Origin of the sequence: Granulicella cerasi, from assembly GCF_025685575.1 — a bacterium.
Lineage (GTDB): Bacteria > Acidobacteriota > Terriglobia > Terriglobales > Acidobacteriaceae > Granulicella > Granulicella cerasi.
Genome location: NZ_JAGSYD010000001.1, coordinates 610,931 through 625,487 on the forward strand (window position 1 = coordinate 610,931; position 14,557 = coordinate 625,487).

15 protein-coding genes are annotated in these 14,557 nt (G+C 63.5%); 8 read left to right on the plus strand and 7 right to left on the minus strand.

What is annotated here, in order from left to right; genetic code table 11:
* Position 1: 1 nt before the first annotated feature.
* Entirely contained in the window at positions 2–1,315 is a 1,314-nt protein-coding gene (gene hisS / locus OHL11_RS02600; RefSeq protein ID WP_263369917.1) for a histidine--tRNA ligase, read from the minus strand.
* A 111-nt stretch (positions 1,316–1,426) separates the two neighbouring features.
* On the minus strand, positions 1,427–1,885 hold the full coding sequence (locus OHL11_RS02605; protein WP_263369918.1) for a hypothetical protein: 459 nt from the start codon (positions 1,883–1,885) through the stop codon (positions 1,427–1,429).
* Between the two features lie 154 nt (positions 1,886–2,039).
* Between OHL11_RS02605 and OHL11_RS02610 the strand changes: the two genes are divergently transcribed.
* From OHL11_RS02610 to OHL11_RS02620, 3 genes are all read left to right on the plus strand, one after another.
* Positions 2,040–2,678, plus strand: a complete 639-nt coding sequence (locus OHL11_RS02610; protein WP_263369919.1) for an RNA polymerase sigma factor — start codon at positions 2,040–2,042, stop codon at positions 2,676–2,678.
* Complete coding sequence (locus OHL11_RS02615) at positions 2,678–3,013, plus strand: hypothetical protein (protein WP_263369920.1); 336 nt, start codon at positions 2,678–2,680, stop codon at positions 3,011–3,013. The genes OHL11_RS02610 and OHL11_RS02615 overlap by 1 nt, the downstream gene beginning before the upstream one ends.
* Before the next feature lie 256 nt (positions 3,014–3,269).
* Positions 3,270–3,611 (plus strand): hypothetical protein, encoded by a 342-nt coding sequence (locus OHL11_RS02620; protein WP_263369921.1) that lies wholly within the window; start codon positions 3,270–3,272, stop codon positions 3,609–3,611.
* Positions 3,612–3,639: 28 nt separating this feature from the next.
* On the opposite strand, the gene OHL11_RS02625 is transcribed toward OHL11_RS02620, so the two are convergent.
* Complete coding sequence (locus OHL11_RS02625; RefSeq protein ID WP_263369922.1) at positions 3,640–4,164, minus strand: gamma carbonic anhydrase family protein; 525 nt, start codon at positions 4,162–4,164, stop codon at positions 3,640–3,642.
* Between the two features lie 172 nt (positions 4,165–4,336).
* Between OHL11_RS02625 and rpsU the strand changes: the two genes are divergently transcribed.
* Both rpsU and OHL11_RS02635 read left to right on the plus strand, forming a co-directional pair.
* Positions 4,337–4,534: a 30S ribosomal protein S21 gene (gene rpsU, locus OHL11_RS02630; protein ID WP_014267628.1), complete on the plus strand. Its 198-nt coding sequence runs from the start codon at positions 4,337–4,339 to the stop codon at positions 4,532–4,534.
* Between the two features lie 228 nt (positions 4,535–4,762).
* On the plus strand, positions 4,763–5,269 hold the full coding sequence (locus tag OHL11_RS02635; RefSeq protein WP_263369923.1) for a zinc-ribbon domain containing protein: 507 nt from the start codon (positions 4,763–4,765) through the stop codon (positions 5,267–5,269).
* A 68-nt stretch (positions 5,270–5,337) separates the two neighbouring features.
* Here OHL11_RS02635 and OHL11_RS02640 read toward each other — a convergent pair whose 3' ends face one another.
* From OHL11_RS02640 to OHL11_RS02655, 4 genes are all read right to left on the minus strand, one after another.
* The gene (locus OHL11_RS02640) at positions 5,338–6,657 is read right to left on the minus strand and encodes an MFS transporter (protein ID WP_263369924.1); all 1,320 of its coding nucleotides are present in this window, start codon (positions 6,655–6,657) and stop codon (positions 5,338–5,340) included.
* 165 nt (positions 6,658–6,822) lie between these two features.
* Positions 6,823–7,410 carry a bifunctional pyr operon transcriptional regulator/uracil phosphoribosyltransferase PyrR gene (pyrR, locus tag OHL11_RS02645; RefSeq protein WP_263369925.1) on the minus strand — a complete coding sequence of 196 codons (588 nt, stop codon included), beginning with the start codon at positions 7,408–7,410 and terminating at the stop codon, positions 6,823–6,825.
* 22 nt (positions 7,411–7,432) lie between these two features.
* Positions 7,433–8,185 carry a hypothetical protein gene (locus OHL11_RS02650; RefSeq protein WP_263369926.1) on the minus strand — a complete coding sequence of 251 codons (753 nt, stop codon included), beginning with the start codon at positions 8,183–8,185 and terminating at the stop codon, positions 7,433–7,435.
* A gap of 160 nt (positions 8,186–8,345) precedes the next feature.
* A complete protein-coding gene (locus tag OHL11_RS02655) occupies positions 8,346–8,969 on the minus strand; it encodes a hypothetical protein (protein ID WP_263369927.1) in 624 nt (207 codons plus the stop codon).
* 164 nt (positions 8,970–9,133) lie between these two features.
* On the opposite strand from OHL11_RS02655, the gene OHL11_RS02660 reads away from it, so the two are divergent.
* From OHL11_RS02660 to rpiA, 3 genes are all read left to right on the plus strand, one after another.
* Positions 9,134–11,269 carry a DUF6600 domain-containing protein gene (locus OHL11_RS02660; protein ID WP_263369928.1) on the plus strand — a complete coding sequence of 712 codons (2,136 nt, stop codon included), beginning with the start codon at positions 9,134–9,136 and terminating at the stop codon, positions 11,267–11,269.
* A gap of 258 nt (positions 11,270–11,527) precedes the next feature.
* Positions 11,528–13,522 (plus strand): transketolase, encoded by a 1,995-nt coding sequence (gene tkt, locus OHL11_RS02665; protein ID WP_263369929.1) that lies wholly within the window; start codon positions 11,528–11,530, stop codon positions 13,520–13,522.
* A gap of 313 nt (positions 13,523–13,835) precedes the next feature.
* The gene (gene rpiA / locus OHL11_RS02670; protein WP_263369930.1) at positions 13,836–14,516 is read left to right on the plus strand and encodes a ribose-5-phosphate isomerase RpiA; all 681 of its coding nucleotides are present in this window, start codon (positions 13,836–13,838) and stop codon (positions 14,514–14,516) included.
* The last annotated feature ends 41 nt before the right edge of the window (positions 14,517–14,557 follow it).

Consider the following 14,557-nt stretch of genomic DNA (forward strand, 5'->3'; position numbering starts at 1 on the left):
GTTATCGCAGCTTCGTGCTCAGCTCGGCGCGAGCGATCTTCACCTGCTCGCCTTGGGCGAAGTTTTTCACGGTGAAGACGTCGTTCGCCACCTCGTCTTCGCCCACCAGCACAATCGCACGCGCGACCTTGTCGGCATTGTCGAAGCTCTTGCGCAGCTTGAAGCTGCCATCGCCGACTTCGACCGTCAGCCCGGCCGCACGCAGATCATGTGCGAGCTTCAGGGCTGCGGGGTTCTGCGCCGTGCCAAGCGGAGCCACGTATGCATCGAGCTTCGGAGCTTCGAGCGTCTTGCCCTCTGCCGCAGCATCGGCTTCCGCCTGCGCCTGCAGCGTCAGAATCAAACGATCTTCGCCAATCGCAAAGCCGATACCCGGCGCGCGTGGGCCACCGAGCATCTCGCTCAGGCCGTCGTAGCGTCCGCCGCCGAGCAGCGCGTTCTGCGTACCCAGGCCGGTCGTCACGGTGAACTCAAACGTCGTGCGCGTGTAGTAGTCGAGCCCGCGCACCAGTCGCGGATTGATCGTGTACGGTACGCCGCACGCATCCAGTGCCGCACGCACCTGCTCGAAGTGCACGCGCGACTCCTCGCCGAGGTAGTCCGCAATCTTCGGCAGATTGTTGATGATTTCCTGGTCGTTCTCGTCCTTGCTGTCGAGCACGCGCAGCGGATTCAGGTCCGCACGACGCTGATTGTCCTCGCACATCAGGTGCTTCACCGGTTGCAGCGCCTCGCGCAGCGCCGCGTTGTAGCACGTGCGATCGTCCGCGTTGCCCACAGAGTTCAGCTCCAGCTTCCAGCCGCGAATGCCGAGCTCGTCGAGCATCGTCGCGAGCATTTCGAGGATCTCCGCATCGCGCAGCGCGGACTCCGCGCCCGAAGATTGCGGCCCGATGACCTCTGCGCCGATCTGCCAGAACTGGCGATAGCGTCCACGCTGCGGACGCTCGCGACGGAACTGCGGGCCGATGTAGAAGAGCTTCTGCAGCGCGCCGGTCTCGCCCAGCTTGTGCTCGATGTACGCACGCACGACGCCGGCGGTGTTCTCCGGGCGCAGCGTCAGGTTCTGTGCCTTTTCAGAAGCCGCGCGGGCGCGGTCTTCCCACGTAAACATCTCTTTGGAGACGATGTCAGTCTCTTCGCCCACGCCACGCGCGAAGAGCTCCGTGCTTTCAAAGACGGGGGTGCGGATTTCGCCGAAGCCATAGCGCGCAAAGACCGCGCGGGCGGTCGCCTCGACGCGGTTCCACAGCGGAGTTTGATCAGGAAGAAGGTCGCGCGTACCGCGGACTGCTTTGAGTGTTGAGCTTGCCATCACTCTCAAGTTTAGCAATGCATGTTGCCAAAGAAGCGGCCTGCCTCAGTGTGCGCCTGGAGGCGAACGTCACGGAGGCAGGCCATCATGCGGCGGGCACCGACTCGCTGCTTACTCGAGAGTCGTCGTCGGCTTCTCCAGCCCGCTCAGTGCGAAGTCCTCGTCCTGCTTGCGCACGTCCCACCAGATGCCGAGGCCGATTGCCAGCGGAATCAGCGCCGCAGCCGCACCGCAGAGCACCGGGCGCACCTGCAGAATCGCCGCCAGCACCACGAAGAAGAGAGCGATGCCCGCGGAACCGGCGAGCAGGATGTTTGCGGCCAGACGGAGATTCGCGCGGCGGCGCACCAGCGACTGCGTCGGTTTGCCGTGGATGATCGCGAGCTCTTCTTCCGTGGGCGGCAGCGTGACGCCGTGAGCGATCGCAGTCAGGCGTTCCTGGCTGCGAATCTGGCGCTTGCGCACCTCCGACCAACTGCTGGCCACGGCCATGCCGAGGATCATCGCGCAACCCGCGACGGGGACGATAAAGGGGCTGTCGGCTACATTGCTGTTCATTAGTTCGAGCACGGTGGATCTCCTCGGGCCGGTATCATGTGCCGGTCGTTTTCGTTTACGCTGCGCTTGGACTGCGGAGGTTTCCGAAAGTTTCAGCCGGGCACATGAAACTTTCAGCAGGCAGCTCAGTCTGAGCGCGTACAGTGGTCGCAAAGCTCAGGAGCGCATGACGGGAAACGCTACATCGGTGGAAGGCTTCACGGCGCTGGTGCGCGAGCACCAGACCGCGGTCTTTCGCACGTTGACGCGACTCACCGGTGCAGGTCCACATGTGGAAGACCTCGCGCAGGAGGCGTTTCTGCGCCTCTATCGCGCGCTGCCGGAGTTTCGCGGTGATGCGGCGATCAGCACCTATCTTTACCGCATCGTCGTGAACCTCGCGCAGGACGAGTGGAAGCGCCGCCGCCGCGAGCGTGGCGTACTGGCATCGGTGCCCGTCGACGACCAAGACCTCGACGACAACGGTGCGGCGTGGCTTGAAAATCAGGCAGGCAGCGACCTGCTCGATCACGGCCGCACGCCGGAGCAGAAGCTTTCGGACGCGCATCTGCAGAGGATCGTCGAAGAGGAGCTGGCGCTGCTGCCGCCACAGGAGCGCGCTGTAATCGTGCTCTATCACCAGGAAGAGCAGACGTACGAGGCCATCAGCGCGGCGCTCGCGCTGCCTATCAACACGGTGCGCACGCATCTGCACCGCGGCCGCAAACGCCTGAGTGACCGCATTCGCCTGCGCACCGGCGAGGTGCCGGAAGCCGCGAGTGCCAAGGCCTCGCCCGCGCATCTGCTGGCCGAAAGGAGAGTCTGATGTTTTACGCTAAGGATGTGGAGCCACTTCGCCAGGACGATTTTGAAGCACGCCTCGTCGCTGCGCTCGAGCAGCAGCCGACGGTAGAGGTCTCGCCCGCGTTCGCCGCAAAGGTGGCCGTCGCGCTCCCTGCCGCGCCGCCACGTCGTCGCGTCGTCCATGCCGGTCGTGTCGCCGCGATGGCGTCTGTCGCCGTGCTTTTGATGGTGGTGCTCTGGCTGGCACCGCACAGCGTGCCGGACCTGCGCAACATCGCCTTCTGCGTGGAGATGGCAGCGATCGCCGCGATGGCCATGATTGCGCTCTGGCTTTCGCGCTCGTGGAGTCGTGCTTAAACCTCGATCGCTGTAGACGAAGAAAGGCCGCTCACGAAGAGCGGCCTAGTTTGTTGCATGCTGCAGTTTCGCGAGCGGTACAACAAAAATCTGCGCTGGCGAATCTGTAGATTTCCTAGCGACATACCTTCAGATGCACGGAGATTCGAGTTGAGTTGCCTCGGGACAATGTCGCCATGCGAGGCAGCGCGGCGTTGACGACACCGCATCCCATGTTCAATACAGGCGACGCATTCGCCTCTCAGGAGACCAACCCATGAATAAGGCCGTTTACGTCGCCGCCGTGATTTTTGCCTATGCCGGCATCGCTCCCGCACAGGTTCAGCCCAGCGCTCCCGCTCCGGGAACGCCGGCGGCGACCGCACCTGCTTCCATGCCCGCGACCCCCGGCAAAGCCCAGGATGCTACCGCGCCCACGACCAACGCGCCGCAGGACATGAAAGAGCAGCAGAAGCAGGCAAAGAAGAACGAAGACGCCGCCAAGGCGCAGGAAAAGTCCGCTAAGCAGCAGTCCAAGGTGCTGAAGGAGCAGGAAAAGGCAACGAAGAAGGAAGAGAAGGCTCAGAAGAAGGCCAAGGACGCGCAGCCTCAGCAGTAGACGCGCAGCCCCAGCAGTACAGTAGACGCTAGTCCTCGAAGCCGTCGTCTTCCATGTACTCGCGCGAGTACTCCACGTACTTCTCAGCGTATTTCCGAATTCCCGCAAGGTCCTCTTCGCCGAGGGCCTTGCGTATTTTTGCGGGCACTCCGGCGACCAATGACGCCGGCGGAACTTCGACGCCCTCCAGCACGAGCGCGCCGGCGGCCACGATCGAACCCGCGCCGATCTTCGCGCCGTTCAGGATCACCGCGCCCATGCCGACGAGCACGTCATCCTCCAGCGTGCAGCCGTGGACGGTGGCATTATGGCCGATGGTGCAGCGTTTGCCGACGACGGTGGGGTGCAGGTCCTTCATGCCGTGCAGCACGGCGCCGTCCTGAATGTTCGACTCCTCGCCGACCTCGATGAAGTGCACGTCGCCGCGCAAAACGGCGTTCGGCCACACGCTGGAGCGAGCGCCGAGGCGCACCTCGCCGATGACCGTGGCGGCGCGGTCAACATAGGCGTCGGGGGCGATCTGCGGACGGCGTCCGCGATGAGTGCGAATCATGATTTCTACTCTACGCCGAGGCGGGGTTTTCGATCTGGCAGGACAAATGCCGACAAAACCTTACAATCCCCGGGAACCGATTTCGCGATTTCACACCAAACCCTCGTTTTTGGCTCGATTTCGCGGTATCCTACTAGTTAGCCAACGGGCGAAGTTTGGGGGTGTATTTCACTTGGCAGAAGTACGAGTTCAAGAAGGTGAACCTTTGGAGAATGCCCTGCGCCGTTTTAAGCGCAAGGTGCAGACCGAGGACATCATCAAGGAAGTGAAGCGTCACTCCTTTTATCTGAAGCCGGGCGAAAAGAAGCGCGTCAAAGAAGCGCTCGCTCGCAAGCGCAACCGTAAGAAGGTGCGTAAGGAACAGGACTAATGACGGGCGGGTCGGTGCGGACGAGAGTCTGCCGCCGGCCTGCACTTCAGCACCACCTCTGCATCACTTTGTTCTCCTCCCAGGAATCATTCTCCGCTGGACGAATGCAGCGGCCTGGTCTTCTCAGATGTTCGGGCCCGCAACGTAACGCAGTGAGGTTGGAAAGCCTTCCGCGCCCTTGTACGCGGCCACGCCTTCCACCGGATCCCGAACGATGGGAAAGGCGCTATGGAATTCGTCGACAGAATCCTGAGATGCTCTGATTGCGGCCAAGACTTTGTCTTCACGGCCGGCGAGCAGATCTTCTTTTTCGACAAGCAGTTTAAGAACGACCCGAAGCGCTGCAAGCCTTGCAAGGCCAAGCGCGCTGGCATCGGTCGCAGTGGCGCGAATGGCGCGACAACCCTCCCGCTTTCCCGCACGGAAACCCGCGCAGAGTGCTCCTCCTGCGGCGTGGAGACCACGGTGCCCTTCAAGCCCACGCAAGGACGTCCGGTGCTGTGTCGCTCGTGCTTCCAGCTGAAGCGCGTGCCGAGCGCCGTGGCTGCTGTCGCCGCTCTGGATTCGCCGGAAGCGCAGGTAGAGGCGCTCACCGAGCAGATGGCTGCGGCGAACGCCGCGCTGCCGGTCGAACCCGCGATGGAAGCGGTGATGGAAGCGCCTGCTGCGGTGATCGCAGCGGAGGCTTCTGAGGCAGACGTCGCTGCTCTGGCGGCGGAAGCCCCGCAAGCCTAAGCCGCCAGGTTTCGGCCAAAGAAAACGGGCCTCTCGGCCCGTTTTGTCTTGCGGTGAAGCCGCAGCGGCTAGGCCGTGGCTCCGCGCTTGCCCTGCATCCACATGCCGAGCGGCATCATCACCAGCAGCATGACGCCGCAGAGCGCGAAGACCGTGCGGATGCTGATGTGTTCGCTCAGCACGCCGCTCAGGATCAGGCCGAGGATCTGTGCGGTGAAGATTGCCGACATCACCGTCGAGCCAACGCGGCCCATCATCGGCGGCGGCGTCTCAAGGGCGATCAGCGTTTGTGCGGGCACGATGACCGCCGCCGCCGAGAGTCCGATGATGAAAAGGCCGGGGATCATCGCCCCAAGATGGGGCAGCGCCGCCAGCAGGAAGACACCGATGGCGATGCCCGAGAGCCCGCTGTAGACCAGCGTTGTGGCCTTCTTACCCTTGAACTTCGTTGTGATGAGGTTGATGCCGATGAGCATGCCGAGGCCGATCATCGGGCTGGTGTAGCCGAAGGTCTTTTCGGACTTGTGCAGGATGTCGCGCACATACACCGCGATGAGCGGAGCAAAGCAGCCGAGCACAAACATCGCTGAAGCCAACGCGAGGATGACGAAGCTGAGCGCCGCGTGATGAATGATGAAGCTCGCGCCCTGCTTCATGTCGGAGACGACGCGCGCAAGGCCGGTCGGCTCCGCGGCGGCGGGTGCGGTGACGCCGTCGGGGTTCGTCGTCGGATCGGGCACGACTGGCACGCTTGTCGGCGTGGTGAGCGTGAGCGAAAGGATCAGCGTGCCGGAGGCGATGAAGCTCACCGCATCGAGCCAGTACGCAGGGTGGGGCCCGAGCTTCGAGACGAACCACGCGGCGATGGGGCCGCCGATGATGCGCATGATCATCATCACCTGCTGCAGCAAGCTCTGCGCCGACTGCATACCGTGGCGCGGCACAGCGGTGCGTATCGCTACGCCCTGCGCGGGACCGAAGAAGCTGGAAACCACGCTGATCAGCGCGAGCGCGATGTAGAAACCCCAGACGTTATGCACCAACAGGAGGCTCAGGCAGAGCAGCGCGCGCAGATAGTCCGAGGTGACGAGCGTGATCTTCGTCGGCCAGCGGTCCACGAAGACGCCCGAGAGTACGCCGAGGATGGCGATCGGCCCCATGTAGGCAATCTGCACGCCGGTGATCTGCTGCGGCGTGGCGCGGAGCTGGTAGGTCATCACGATCATGACCGCGAAGAGCGCAAGGAAGTCGCCGAAGGTGGAGACGATCTGCGCGTACCAGAGCCGCCGCATGACGGGGATGCGCAGCACCTCGGCCATGCTCATCGGGGCGACCGTTGGCGGAGTCGTAGCAGTTTGCGGGGGGAGAGTCGCTTCGTTCTGGCTCATAGTGTCATCGCTCTGGATGCTCTTATCTGGCATCAGTTGCTGGAATGTCGGGGGTGTGGCGATTCTTACACAGATGCGCTGCAGGAACCGACGTTGCGGCGGCAAAGAGAGACGCCCTCGAGGTCATCGCGACTCGAGGGCGTTTGTTCCTTCTGTGGAAGCGGCCTAGTCAGCCAGTTCCATCAGTAGCACCTGTTCGTCGTTGTCAATCTCGCGGAGCTTCACTTCGATGATCTCGCGGCGGCTGGTGGGAACGATGCGGCCGATGAACTTGGCCTCGATCGGCAGTTCGCGGTGGCCGCGGTCGATCAGCACGAGCAGCTGTACGCTCTTGGGGCGGCCGTGGTCGAAGAGTGCGTCAAGAGCTGCGCGGATGGTGCGGCCCGTGTAGAGCACGTCGTCCATCAGGATGATGTCGCGACCGGTGACGTCGAAGCCAAGCTCGCCCTTTTCGACAACGGGACGCACGTCACGCGTGGTGAGGTCGTCGCGGTAGAAGCTGATGTCGAGCGTGCCGACATCGACGGGCTGCTTTTCAATGTTGGTGATGAGCTTGCCCAGACGCTCGGCCAGCGGCACGCCGCGGCGCTTGATGCCGACGAGACCCACGTTCGCGGCGCCGTTGTTGCGCTCGACGATTTCATGCGCCAGGCGGACGAGCGTGCGCTCGATCTCGGAGGCCGACATCAGGCGGCCTTTCTCGCGGAGCTTGGAGGTCTTGGTCGAGGGTGCGGGCGTAGTCGTTTCGCTCATGGTGTCGTCAGGATATCAAGGCCTACGCCTTGCGTGCTCGCAGGGCGCCAGCAAAGGCTCCGCCGAGCGCGGAGAAGGCGAGGTACATCAGGGTGAAGATGGCGAGCGAAGCGAGCAGAATACCGGCGCGGATCTCGGGGTTGTCGAAGCTCGCGGCTAACGGCGCGACGGAAGCGGCGTCTTTGCCTGCGCCCTGCAGCATGGCGAACTTCGCCTGCGCGAACATCGCGTTGAACTGGCCGTCCACGCGAGCGGAATCGTGGCGCACGTAGCGCTCCAGCAGCAGTTGCACGGTGTTTACCGAGGACATGCCGAGCATCACGAAGAGGCCGGTGAGTGCACCGAGCTTGGAGCCGAAGTCCATGGTGATGCGCGTGCCCGTGGCGCGGGAAGCGTAGATGCCAAGCGCGACGATGGGCGCGCTGACGGCCCAGAGCAGACCGAGCAGTCCTGCAGGCGCGGCGACCGCTCCGACGAGGGCGAAGACCAAGGCGATGCCACCGGCAAGCGCGGCACACTGCACGGCGATGCGCCAGTCGGGGCGCGTCGGGTCAGGCGGCGGGGCCGCTGGAGTCGAGCTCGCAGAGGGGGTGGGGAATTCGGCTGAGGCAAGCTGTGCCGGGCCGGCGATAGCACCTGCCCGCTCTTGCGCTGCGCGTTCGGCGAGCTCTTCGGAGAGCTTCACTTGCGGCATTCCGCAGTGGCGGCAATAGGTCAGCGCGCCGTCTTCATCATCTTCCACCGCGAAGCGGCAGCGTGGGCAAAGGTGTTGCATCACTTCTAAGGGTACAGGGAAGGCGGGGAAGAAGGATTTAGGAAGAGCAGATGAGGAGAGATTCTCAGAACCCAGGTCTCAGAAGCGAGACCTGGGGCGCCCGTTCGTGGTGGGGCGCGAGACCACTTCCTACTTCCTAGCCTCTCCTGGTTTCTCGCCTCTACTGCGCGGTCTTGTGGTCGCTGCTGTCGAAGGTCACCGAACCGGGCAGATCGAGTTTGACGAGGCCGATCTTGGTGGCGCCGTCCTTCGTTTCAATGCCGACGATGCGCTGGTGCTTCGGCGAGCCGGTGCGGAGCTCGAAGCTGGGAGCCGCGCCTCCGCGTACGCGGACGGTGTCGTTCTTGCCGTCATTGCAGGTCAGGCCCTGCTCGGTGCGGGTGGGCTCGCCGACGGGGGCCTTGTCAACGCACTTGAGCACAGAGCCGTACTTGGCGAGGTCCTTGCGGTAGAAGGCCTCGACCTGCGAAGGCTGATCGTGCGTCTGGTAGCTGGCCGCAGTAACGCCGAGGTGGAAGCCGCCGAAGTTCAGGTTTACGTCGGCCTGGTCGTTGTCTTTGTCGTTCTTGTCCTTCACGGGCACGGCGCCGGGGTAGAGCGCGAGGCCGAGGTTTCCGGCGACGCGCGCGTCGTCGGTCTTCACGTTCACGGAGCCGAAGGGCGTGGCGACATCCACGTTTTCCTTGTTGCCGCTGCCGGTCTTGGTGATGCGGCAGCCAGTGGTGCTGCTCAGCGCCAGCAGCGCCACGAGAGGAAGAGCAAGAGAGGCAGTTCGAAGCTTCATGGACGTACGCTCCTGTAGTTCGAGCAAGAATACGACGGCTTGCCCGCAGAGGTTCCCGGGATTCGCACTGCGATGCATCTTTTTTCTGCAGCGCGGGTTTAGGATGAGGCGCCGGGGCTTGTTTGCCCGATGATCTTGTTCCTCAGGAAAGGGGATGGACTCGAATGAAAACCTTCAGCCGTCACCGTGTTTTGTGGTTCGCGCCCGCTGTAGCGGCTGCGGGCCTGATGTTTGGCGGAGCGTATCTGCTCAGCGCGCAGGACCCCTCGGGCGCCTACGCTCAGATGACGCCCGACCAGCAGCAACAGGCTGATTTTCAAGCCGGAACGGGCGATCCCTCCGCCGATCCGCCACAGCGTGTGGCGCGCGTGGCCGTGTTGAACGGGCAGGCATCGTTCCAGCCCGCAGCGGGCAATGGATTCGTCTCTGCAGAGCTGAACTATCCGCTGACCGGCGGTGACCGTCTCTACACCGCCGACAACTCGCAGGCGGAGGTTCAGACCGGGCAGATCGCCGTGCGCCTCGGCGCGAACACGGACTTCACCGTGCAGGCGATGACCGACACGCTGGCGCAGTTCGGCCTCGCGGGCGGCTCGGTGCACCTGCGCACCTTCGGCTACGACGTCGGTTCGCAAACCGAGGTGGACACGCCGAACGTCGCGGTGAGCGTGCAGGCGGCGGGCGACATCCGCATCGACGTCGATCCGAGCCAGGACATTACCTGGGTGAATGTCCTCAGCGGACAGGCGCGCATTGAGGGCAATAACTTCACGCAGGTGGTGAACTCCGGCACGGCGCTGCAGCTTGCAGGCACGGACAACCTCGAGGTGCAGCAGGTGCACGCGCAGCAGGCCGACGTCCTCGACCAGTTCTCGATCAGCCGCGATCAGCAGTTCCAGCAGGCCGAGCAGGAAGTCGGCGGTTACGTCGATGAGGGCACGATCGGCAGCGAGGACCTTGCCGCCAACGGCAGCTGGCAGCAGGACAGCGAGTACGGTCCGGTCTGGTATCCGGCGGGCGTTGCTGTGGACTGGGAGCCGTATCGCGTCGGCCACTGGGCGTTCGTTCCGCCGTGGGGCTGGACGTGGGTCGGCGGTGAGCGTTGGGGCTTTGCGCCGTACCACTACGGTCGCTGGGCGCGCTTTGGCCCGCGCTGGGGCTGGATTCCCGGCCCGCGCGGCGTGCGTCCGGTCTATGCTCCGGCGTTGGTCGTTTTCGTCGGTGGATCGAACTTCACGGGCTGGTTCCCGCTAGGCCCGCGCGAGGTCTTTACGCCTTGGTATCGCACCAGCGGCATCTACATCAACCGCGTCAACGTGACGAACATCTGGAGCCGCGACCCGGCGATGGTGCGTCGCGTGTATGACATGCGGACGCCATACTCGGGCTTCGCGGGCGGCAACGCCGGGCGCAATTTTGCTTACCGTGGCCGCGCCGTGGCGATGGCTCCCGGGGCCTTCGCGGCGGGGCGTCCGGTGGCGGGTAACCGCATGCAGCTCGGGCAGCAGCAACTTGCAGGCGCCGCTGTGGTCGGTCGTCCGCAGGTGCAACCGGGGCCGCGAATGTATGGTGGCGGCGCTCCGAATGGTGGCGCACGCCAGCCGCAACAGCAGCAGGGCGGCGGGTTCTTCCGCGGGCCTTCGCAGTCCAACAGGCCGGGCAGCGCGGGCTATAACCGCGGCGGCAACGGTGGACAGATGCAGCGCGGTGGCCCGCAACAGGGTGGCCAACCGCCGCAGCAGGGCGGCTATGTCGGTCGTCCGGGGGGCAATCAGCCGGGGCAGAACAACGGCGGTAACTGGAACCGCGGCGGCGGTCAGCCTTCGGGCGGTCAGCCGCAGCAGCCGGCAACCTCGAACGGTGGTGGCAATAGCCGTCCGCAGGGCTACATGCCGACGCCGCAGCCGGGCCGCCGCATAGATTCTGCTCCCGGCAACGGTGGCAACGTCACACAGCCTTCGGGCGATGTTCGCAGCGGCGCGCATATGTCTCCGGGGGACTCGCAGAACGCGCCCACGATGCGTTCTGCACCGCCGAACCAGCAGCAGCCGACCGGGCGGACGCAGGACCCGAATCCGCGCCGGAACTTCGGTCCGGTGGAAGGGGGCGAGCCGCAGCAGCGCCAGCAGCCGCAACAGCACCAACCGGATCGCCAGCAGATGCAGCGGATGTACCAGCCGCAACCGCAGGCCCAACAACCCCAGCGGCAGGCGCAGCCTCAGGCCCCGCCGCAGCGGCAACAGCCCGTCCAGCCGCAGCGCCAGGCACCGCCTGCGCCGCGTAAGGACGATAAGAAGTAGTCGGCACGAAAAGCCGAAGGGGCGGGGGCGAATGCCTCCGCCCCTTTTGCATATCGGTTTTGCATATCGGTGAAAATCCGTCCTTTCCAGCCCCTTCGAACAGCGCGCAACGACACGCCTGCGCAAAACTTTGTACACTGGAAGCCAGCAGCGGCCTCCGCAAGTGGCGGACCGCAGGCGAGCGATCGTCTCCCGCTGCCCACGTTTCTTGTTCTTTTATCCAAACCCCCAAAGAACCGACGAAGGACTTCATTACCCATGAGCGAACTTTCGCAGCAGGAACTCGATCAGCTTTCGATCAACACCCTCCGCCTCCTGGCCGTAGACCAGGTAGAAAAGGCCAACAGTGGCCACCCGGGCGCGCCTTTGGGCTGCGCGCCCATCGCATACCTGCTCTTTCACAAGTTCATGAAGTACAACCCGAAGGAGTCGCTCTGGAGCGACCGCGACCGCTTCGTTCTCTCGAACGGCCACGCTTCGGCACTGCTCTACGGCACGCTGCACCTGGCTGGCTTCAAGGTTTCGATGGACGACCTGAAGAGCTTCCGCCAGTGGGAATCCCGCACGCCGGGTCACCCCGAGTCGCATGAAACCGACGGCGTCGAAGTGACGACCGGCCCCCTCGGCCAGGGTTTTGCGGAGGCCGTCGGCCTCGCGATCGCTGAGAAGCACCAGGCTGCGGTATACAACAACGACAAGTTCAAGATCGTCGACCACTACACCTACGTCATCTGCGGCGATGGCTGCCTGATGGAAGGCATCTCGCACGAAGCGGCGTCGCTGGCCGGCACGCTGAAGCTGAACAAGCTGATCGTGCTCTATGACGACAACCTCATCTCGCTCGACGGCCCGACCGACCTCTCGTACACCGAAGACGTTACCAAGCGCTTCGAGGCATACGGCTGGCACGTGGAGTTCGTCTCCGACGGCAACGATCTTGACGAGATCTCGAAGGCTATCGAAGCGGGCAAGTCGCAGAAGGAAAAGCCCACGCTGATCCGCGTGCGCACGGTCATCGGCTTCGGCGCACCGAAGGCAGGCACCAAGTCCGTGCACGGTGAGCCGCTGGGCAAGGAAGGCACGATTGCTGCCAAGAAGTTCTTCGGCTTCGACCCCGAAAAGAGCTTCTTCATCCCCGAGGAAGCGCTGACCAACTGGCGCAAGGCCGAGGAGAAGGGCGCGAAGGCTGTTGCCGCATGGCACGAGCGCTTCGACGCTTACGCGAAGGAGTTCCCGGAGCTCGCCGCGCAGTACACGCGTACCTCGGAAGAGAAGCTCCCCGCAGACTGGCAGAAGGAACTGCCGGTGTTCCCGTCGGACAAGCCTGTGGCGACGCGTAACGCTGGCCAGGTCGTGCTGAACAAGCTCGGCGCAGTGCTGCCGGAGCTCTTCGGTGGTGCAGCCGATCTCACCTCGTCCACGAAAACCATCTTCAAGGACTCGGCCAACTTCCACGAAGACCCGAAGGGCCGCAACGTCTTCTTCGGCGTGCGCGAGTTCGGCATGATGGCTGCGGTGAACGGTATCTCGGCGCACGGCGGTCTGCTGCCGTTCGGCTCGACCTTCTTCACCTTCAGCGATTACTGCCGCTCGGCGCTCCGCATGGGCGCTCTGCAGCACTCGCGCTCGCTGTACATCTTCACGCATGACTCGGTGGGCCTGGGCGAAGACGGCCCGACGCACCAGCCGGTGGAGCACCTCGGCGCGCTGCGCATCATCCCTGAGCTCACGGACTTCCGTCCGGCGGATGCGAACGAGACCTCGGCAGCATGGGGCCTCGCAGTGGAGCGCGGCGGACCGGCATGGATGGCGCTCTCGCGTCAGGACCTGCCCACGCTGGACGCGGACAAGTACAAGGTGTTCGACGGCGTTCGCAAGGGTGCTTACAAGCTGGAGTCCTACGGTTCGGATGTCGTGCTCGTCTCGACCGGTTCCGAAGTGCAGCTCATCCTGAAGGCTGGCGAAGAGCTGAAGGCTGCAGGCATCAACGCGACGGTTGTGTCGATGCCCAGCTTCAAGATCTTCGAAGAGCAGACGGCTGAGTACAAGGACTCGATCTTCCCGAAGAACGTGCCGGTGGTTTCGATCGAAGCCGCAGCCACGCAGCCCTGGTACAAGTACGTGGGCCGCGACGGCTACGCGATCGGCATCGATCGCTTCGGCGCCTCGGCTCCCGGCCCGCTGGTGCTGGAAAAGCTCGGCATCACCGCTGCTCATGTGGTGGAAGCTGCGAAGAAGGTCGTTAAGAAGTAAGCAAATAACAAGTAATATGTGCAGCAACGCACCAGGCTGAGACTACCGTCTCAGCCTGGTGCCGTTAGAGGAGCCGCTTGCTGTAGGCTTTTGATGTGAAGACTTGCAAAGAATGCGCTCAATTTTCTGAAGAGTCTTGGGACCTCTACGCCCTCAAGAAGGGCGTTGAAGACGAGCTCAAATTACTCAAGAAGAACGATCCTCTCTACTCGGTTCGTCAGGGTGAGCTGAAACACTTGAGCGGCTTGCAGAAGACACTTCGTGAGCATAGTTACGCCCATTCGCAAACGCACCAAGGACAAGAAGATACGTTATGACACAAGATGACGCAAAAGCACTGGTAGGCAAGCGGGCAGCGGCGATGGTTGAAGATGGCATGCGTGTGGGGCTCGGTACGGGCTCGACCTCGGTGCAGTTCATCAAGGCGCTGGGTGCGCGCGTGCAGCAGGGCTTGAAAATTCGCGCGGTCGCTTCGAGTGACTCGAGCGCGGAGCTTGGCCGCTCGCTGGGCATCGAGGTTGTCTCGCTCGAAGAGATGCCGGAGATTGATCTCTACATCGACGGCGCGGATGAAGTCGCGCCGGGGCTTGCGCTCATCAAGGGCGGCGGCGCGGCATTGCTGCGCGAGAAGATCGTTGCCAGCTCGTCGAAGCGCTTCGTCTGTGTGGTGGACGAGTCGAAGCTTGTGCCGCACCTGGGAAAATTTCCGCTGCCGATCGAGATCATCAAGATGGCGCGTCCGCTGGTCGAAGACAAGCTCTTCAAGCTCGGCCTGAACCCCATGCTGCGTATGCAGAAGGACGGCGCATCGCCGCTGCTCACCGATGAGCAGAACTACATCCTCGACTGCCATTGCGGCGTCATCGAAGACCCCGAGAAGACCGCTGCGGAGATTCGCGCGATCGTCGGCGTCGTGGAGCATGGCTTGTTCTTGCGCATGGCTGAGGTCGCGCTGGTCGCAGGCGGCAACGGCGTGACCGAGTACAACGGATAGATTTCGCAAAGAGAGAAGACGCCGCGGCTGAGAAACGTCTA

Bases quoted from the DNA above. Each gene is read 5' to 3' on its own strand.
- OHL11_RS02660 (WP_263369928.1), top strand. From the start codon at position 9,134: ATGAAAACCTTCAGCCGTCACCGTGTTTTGTGGTTCGCGCCCGCTGTA.
- OHL11_RS02635 (WP_263369923.1), top strand. From the start codon at position 4,763: ATGGAATTCGTCGACAGAATCCTGAGATGCTCTGATTGCGGCCAAGAC.
- OHL11_RS02610 (WP_263369919.1), top strand. From the start codon at position 2,040: ATGACGGGAAACGCTACATCGGTGGAAGGCTTCACGGCGCTGGTGCGC.
- OHL11_RS02620 (WP_263369921.1), top strand. From the start codon at position 3,270: ATGAATAAGGCCGTTTACGTCGCCGCCGTGATTTTTGCCTATGCCGGC.
- hisS (WP_263369917.1), bottom strand. From the start codon at position 1,315: ATGGCAAGCTCAACACTCAAAGCAGTCCGCGGTACGCGCGACCTTCTT.
- OHL11_RS02650 (WP_263369926.1), bottom strand. From the start codon at position 8,185: ATGCAACACCTTTGCCCACGCTGCCGCTTCGCGGTGGAAGATGATGAA.
- pyrR (WP_263369925.1), bottom strand. From the start codon at position 7,410: ATGAGCGAAACGACTACGCCCGCACCCTCGACCAAGACCTCCAAGCTC.
- tkt (WP_263369929.1), top strand. From the start codon at position 11,528: ATGAGCGAACTTTCGCAGCAGGAACTCGATCAGCTTTCGATCAACACC.
- OHL11_RS02615 (WP_263369920.1), top strand. From the start codon at position 2,678: ATGTTTTACGCTAAGGATGTGGAGCCACTTCGCCAGGACGATTTTGAA.
- rpiA (WP_263369930.1), top strand. From the start codon at position 13,836: ATGACACAAGATGACGCAAAAGCACTGGTAGGCAAGCGGGCAGCGGCG.
- OHL11_RS02640 (WP_263369924.1), bottom strand. From the start codon at position 6,657: ATGAGCCAGAACGAAGCGACTCTCCCCCCGCAAACTGCTACGACTCCG.
- OHL11_RS02625 (WP_263369922.1), bottom strand. From the start codon at position 4,164: ATGATTCGCACTCATCGCGGACGCCGTCCGCAGATCGCCCCCGACGCC.
- OHL11_RS02655 (WP_263369927.1), bottom strand. From the start codon at position 8,969: ATGAAGCTTCGAACTGCCTCTCTTGCTCTTCCTCTCGTGGCGCTGCTG.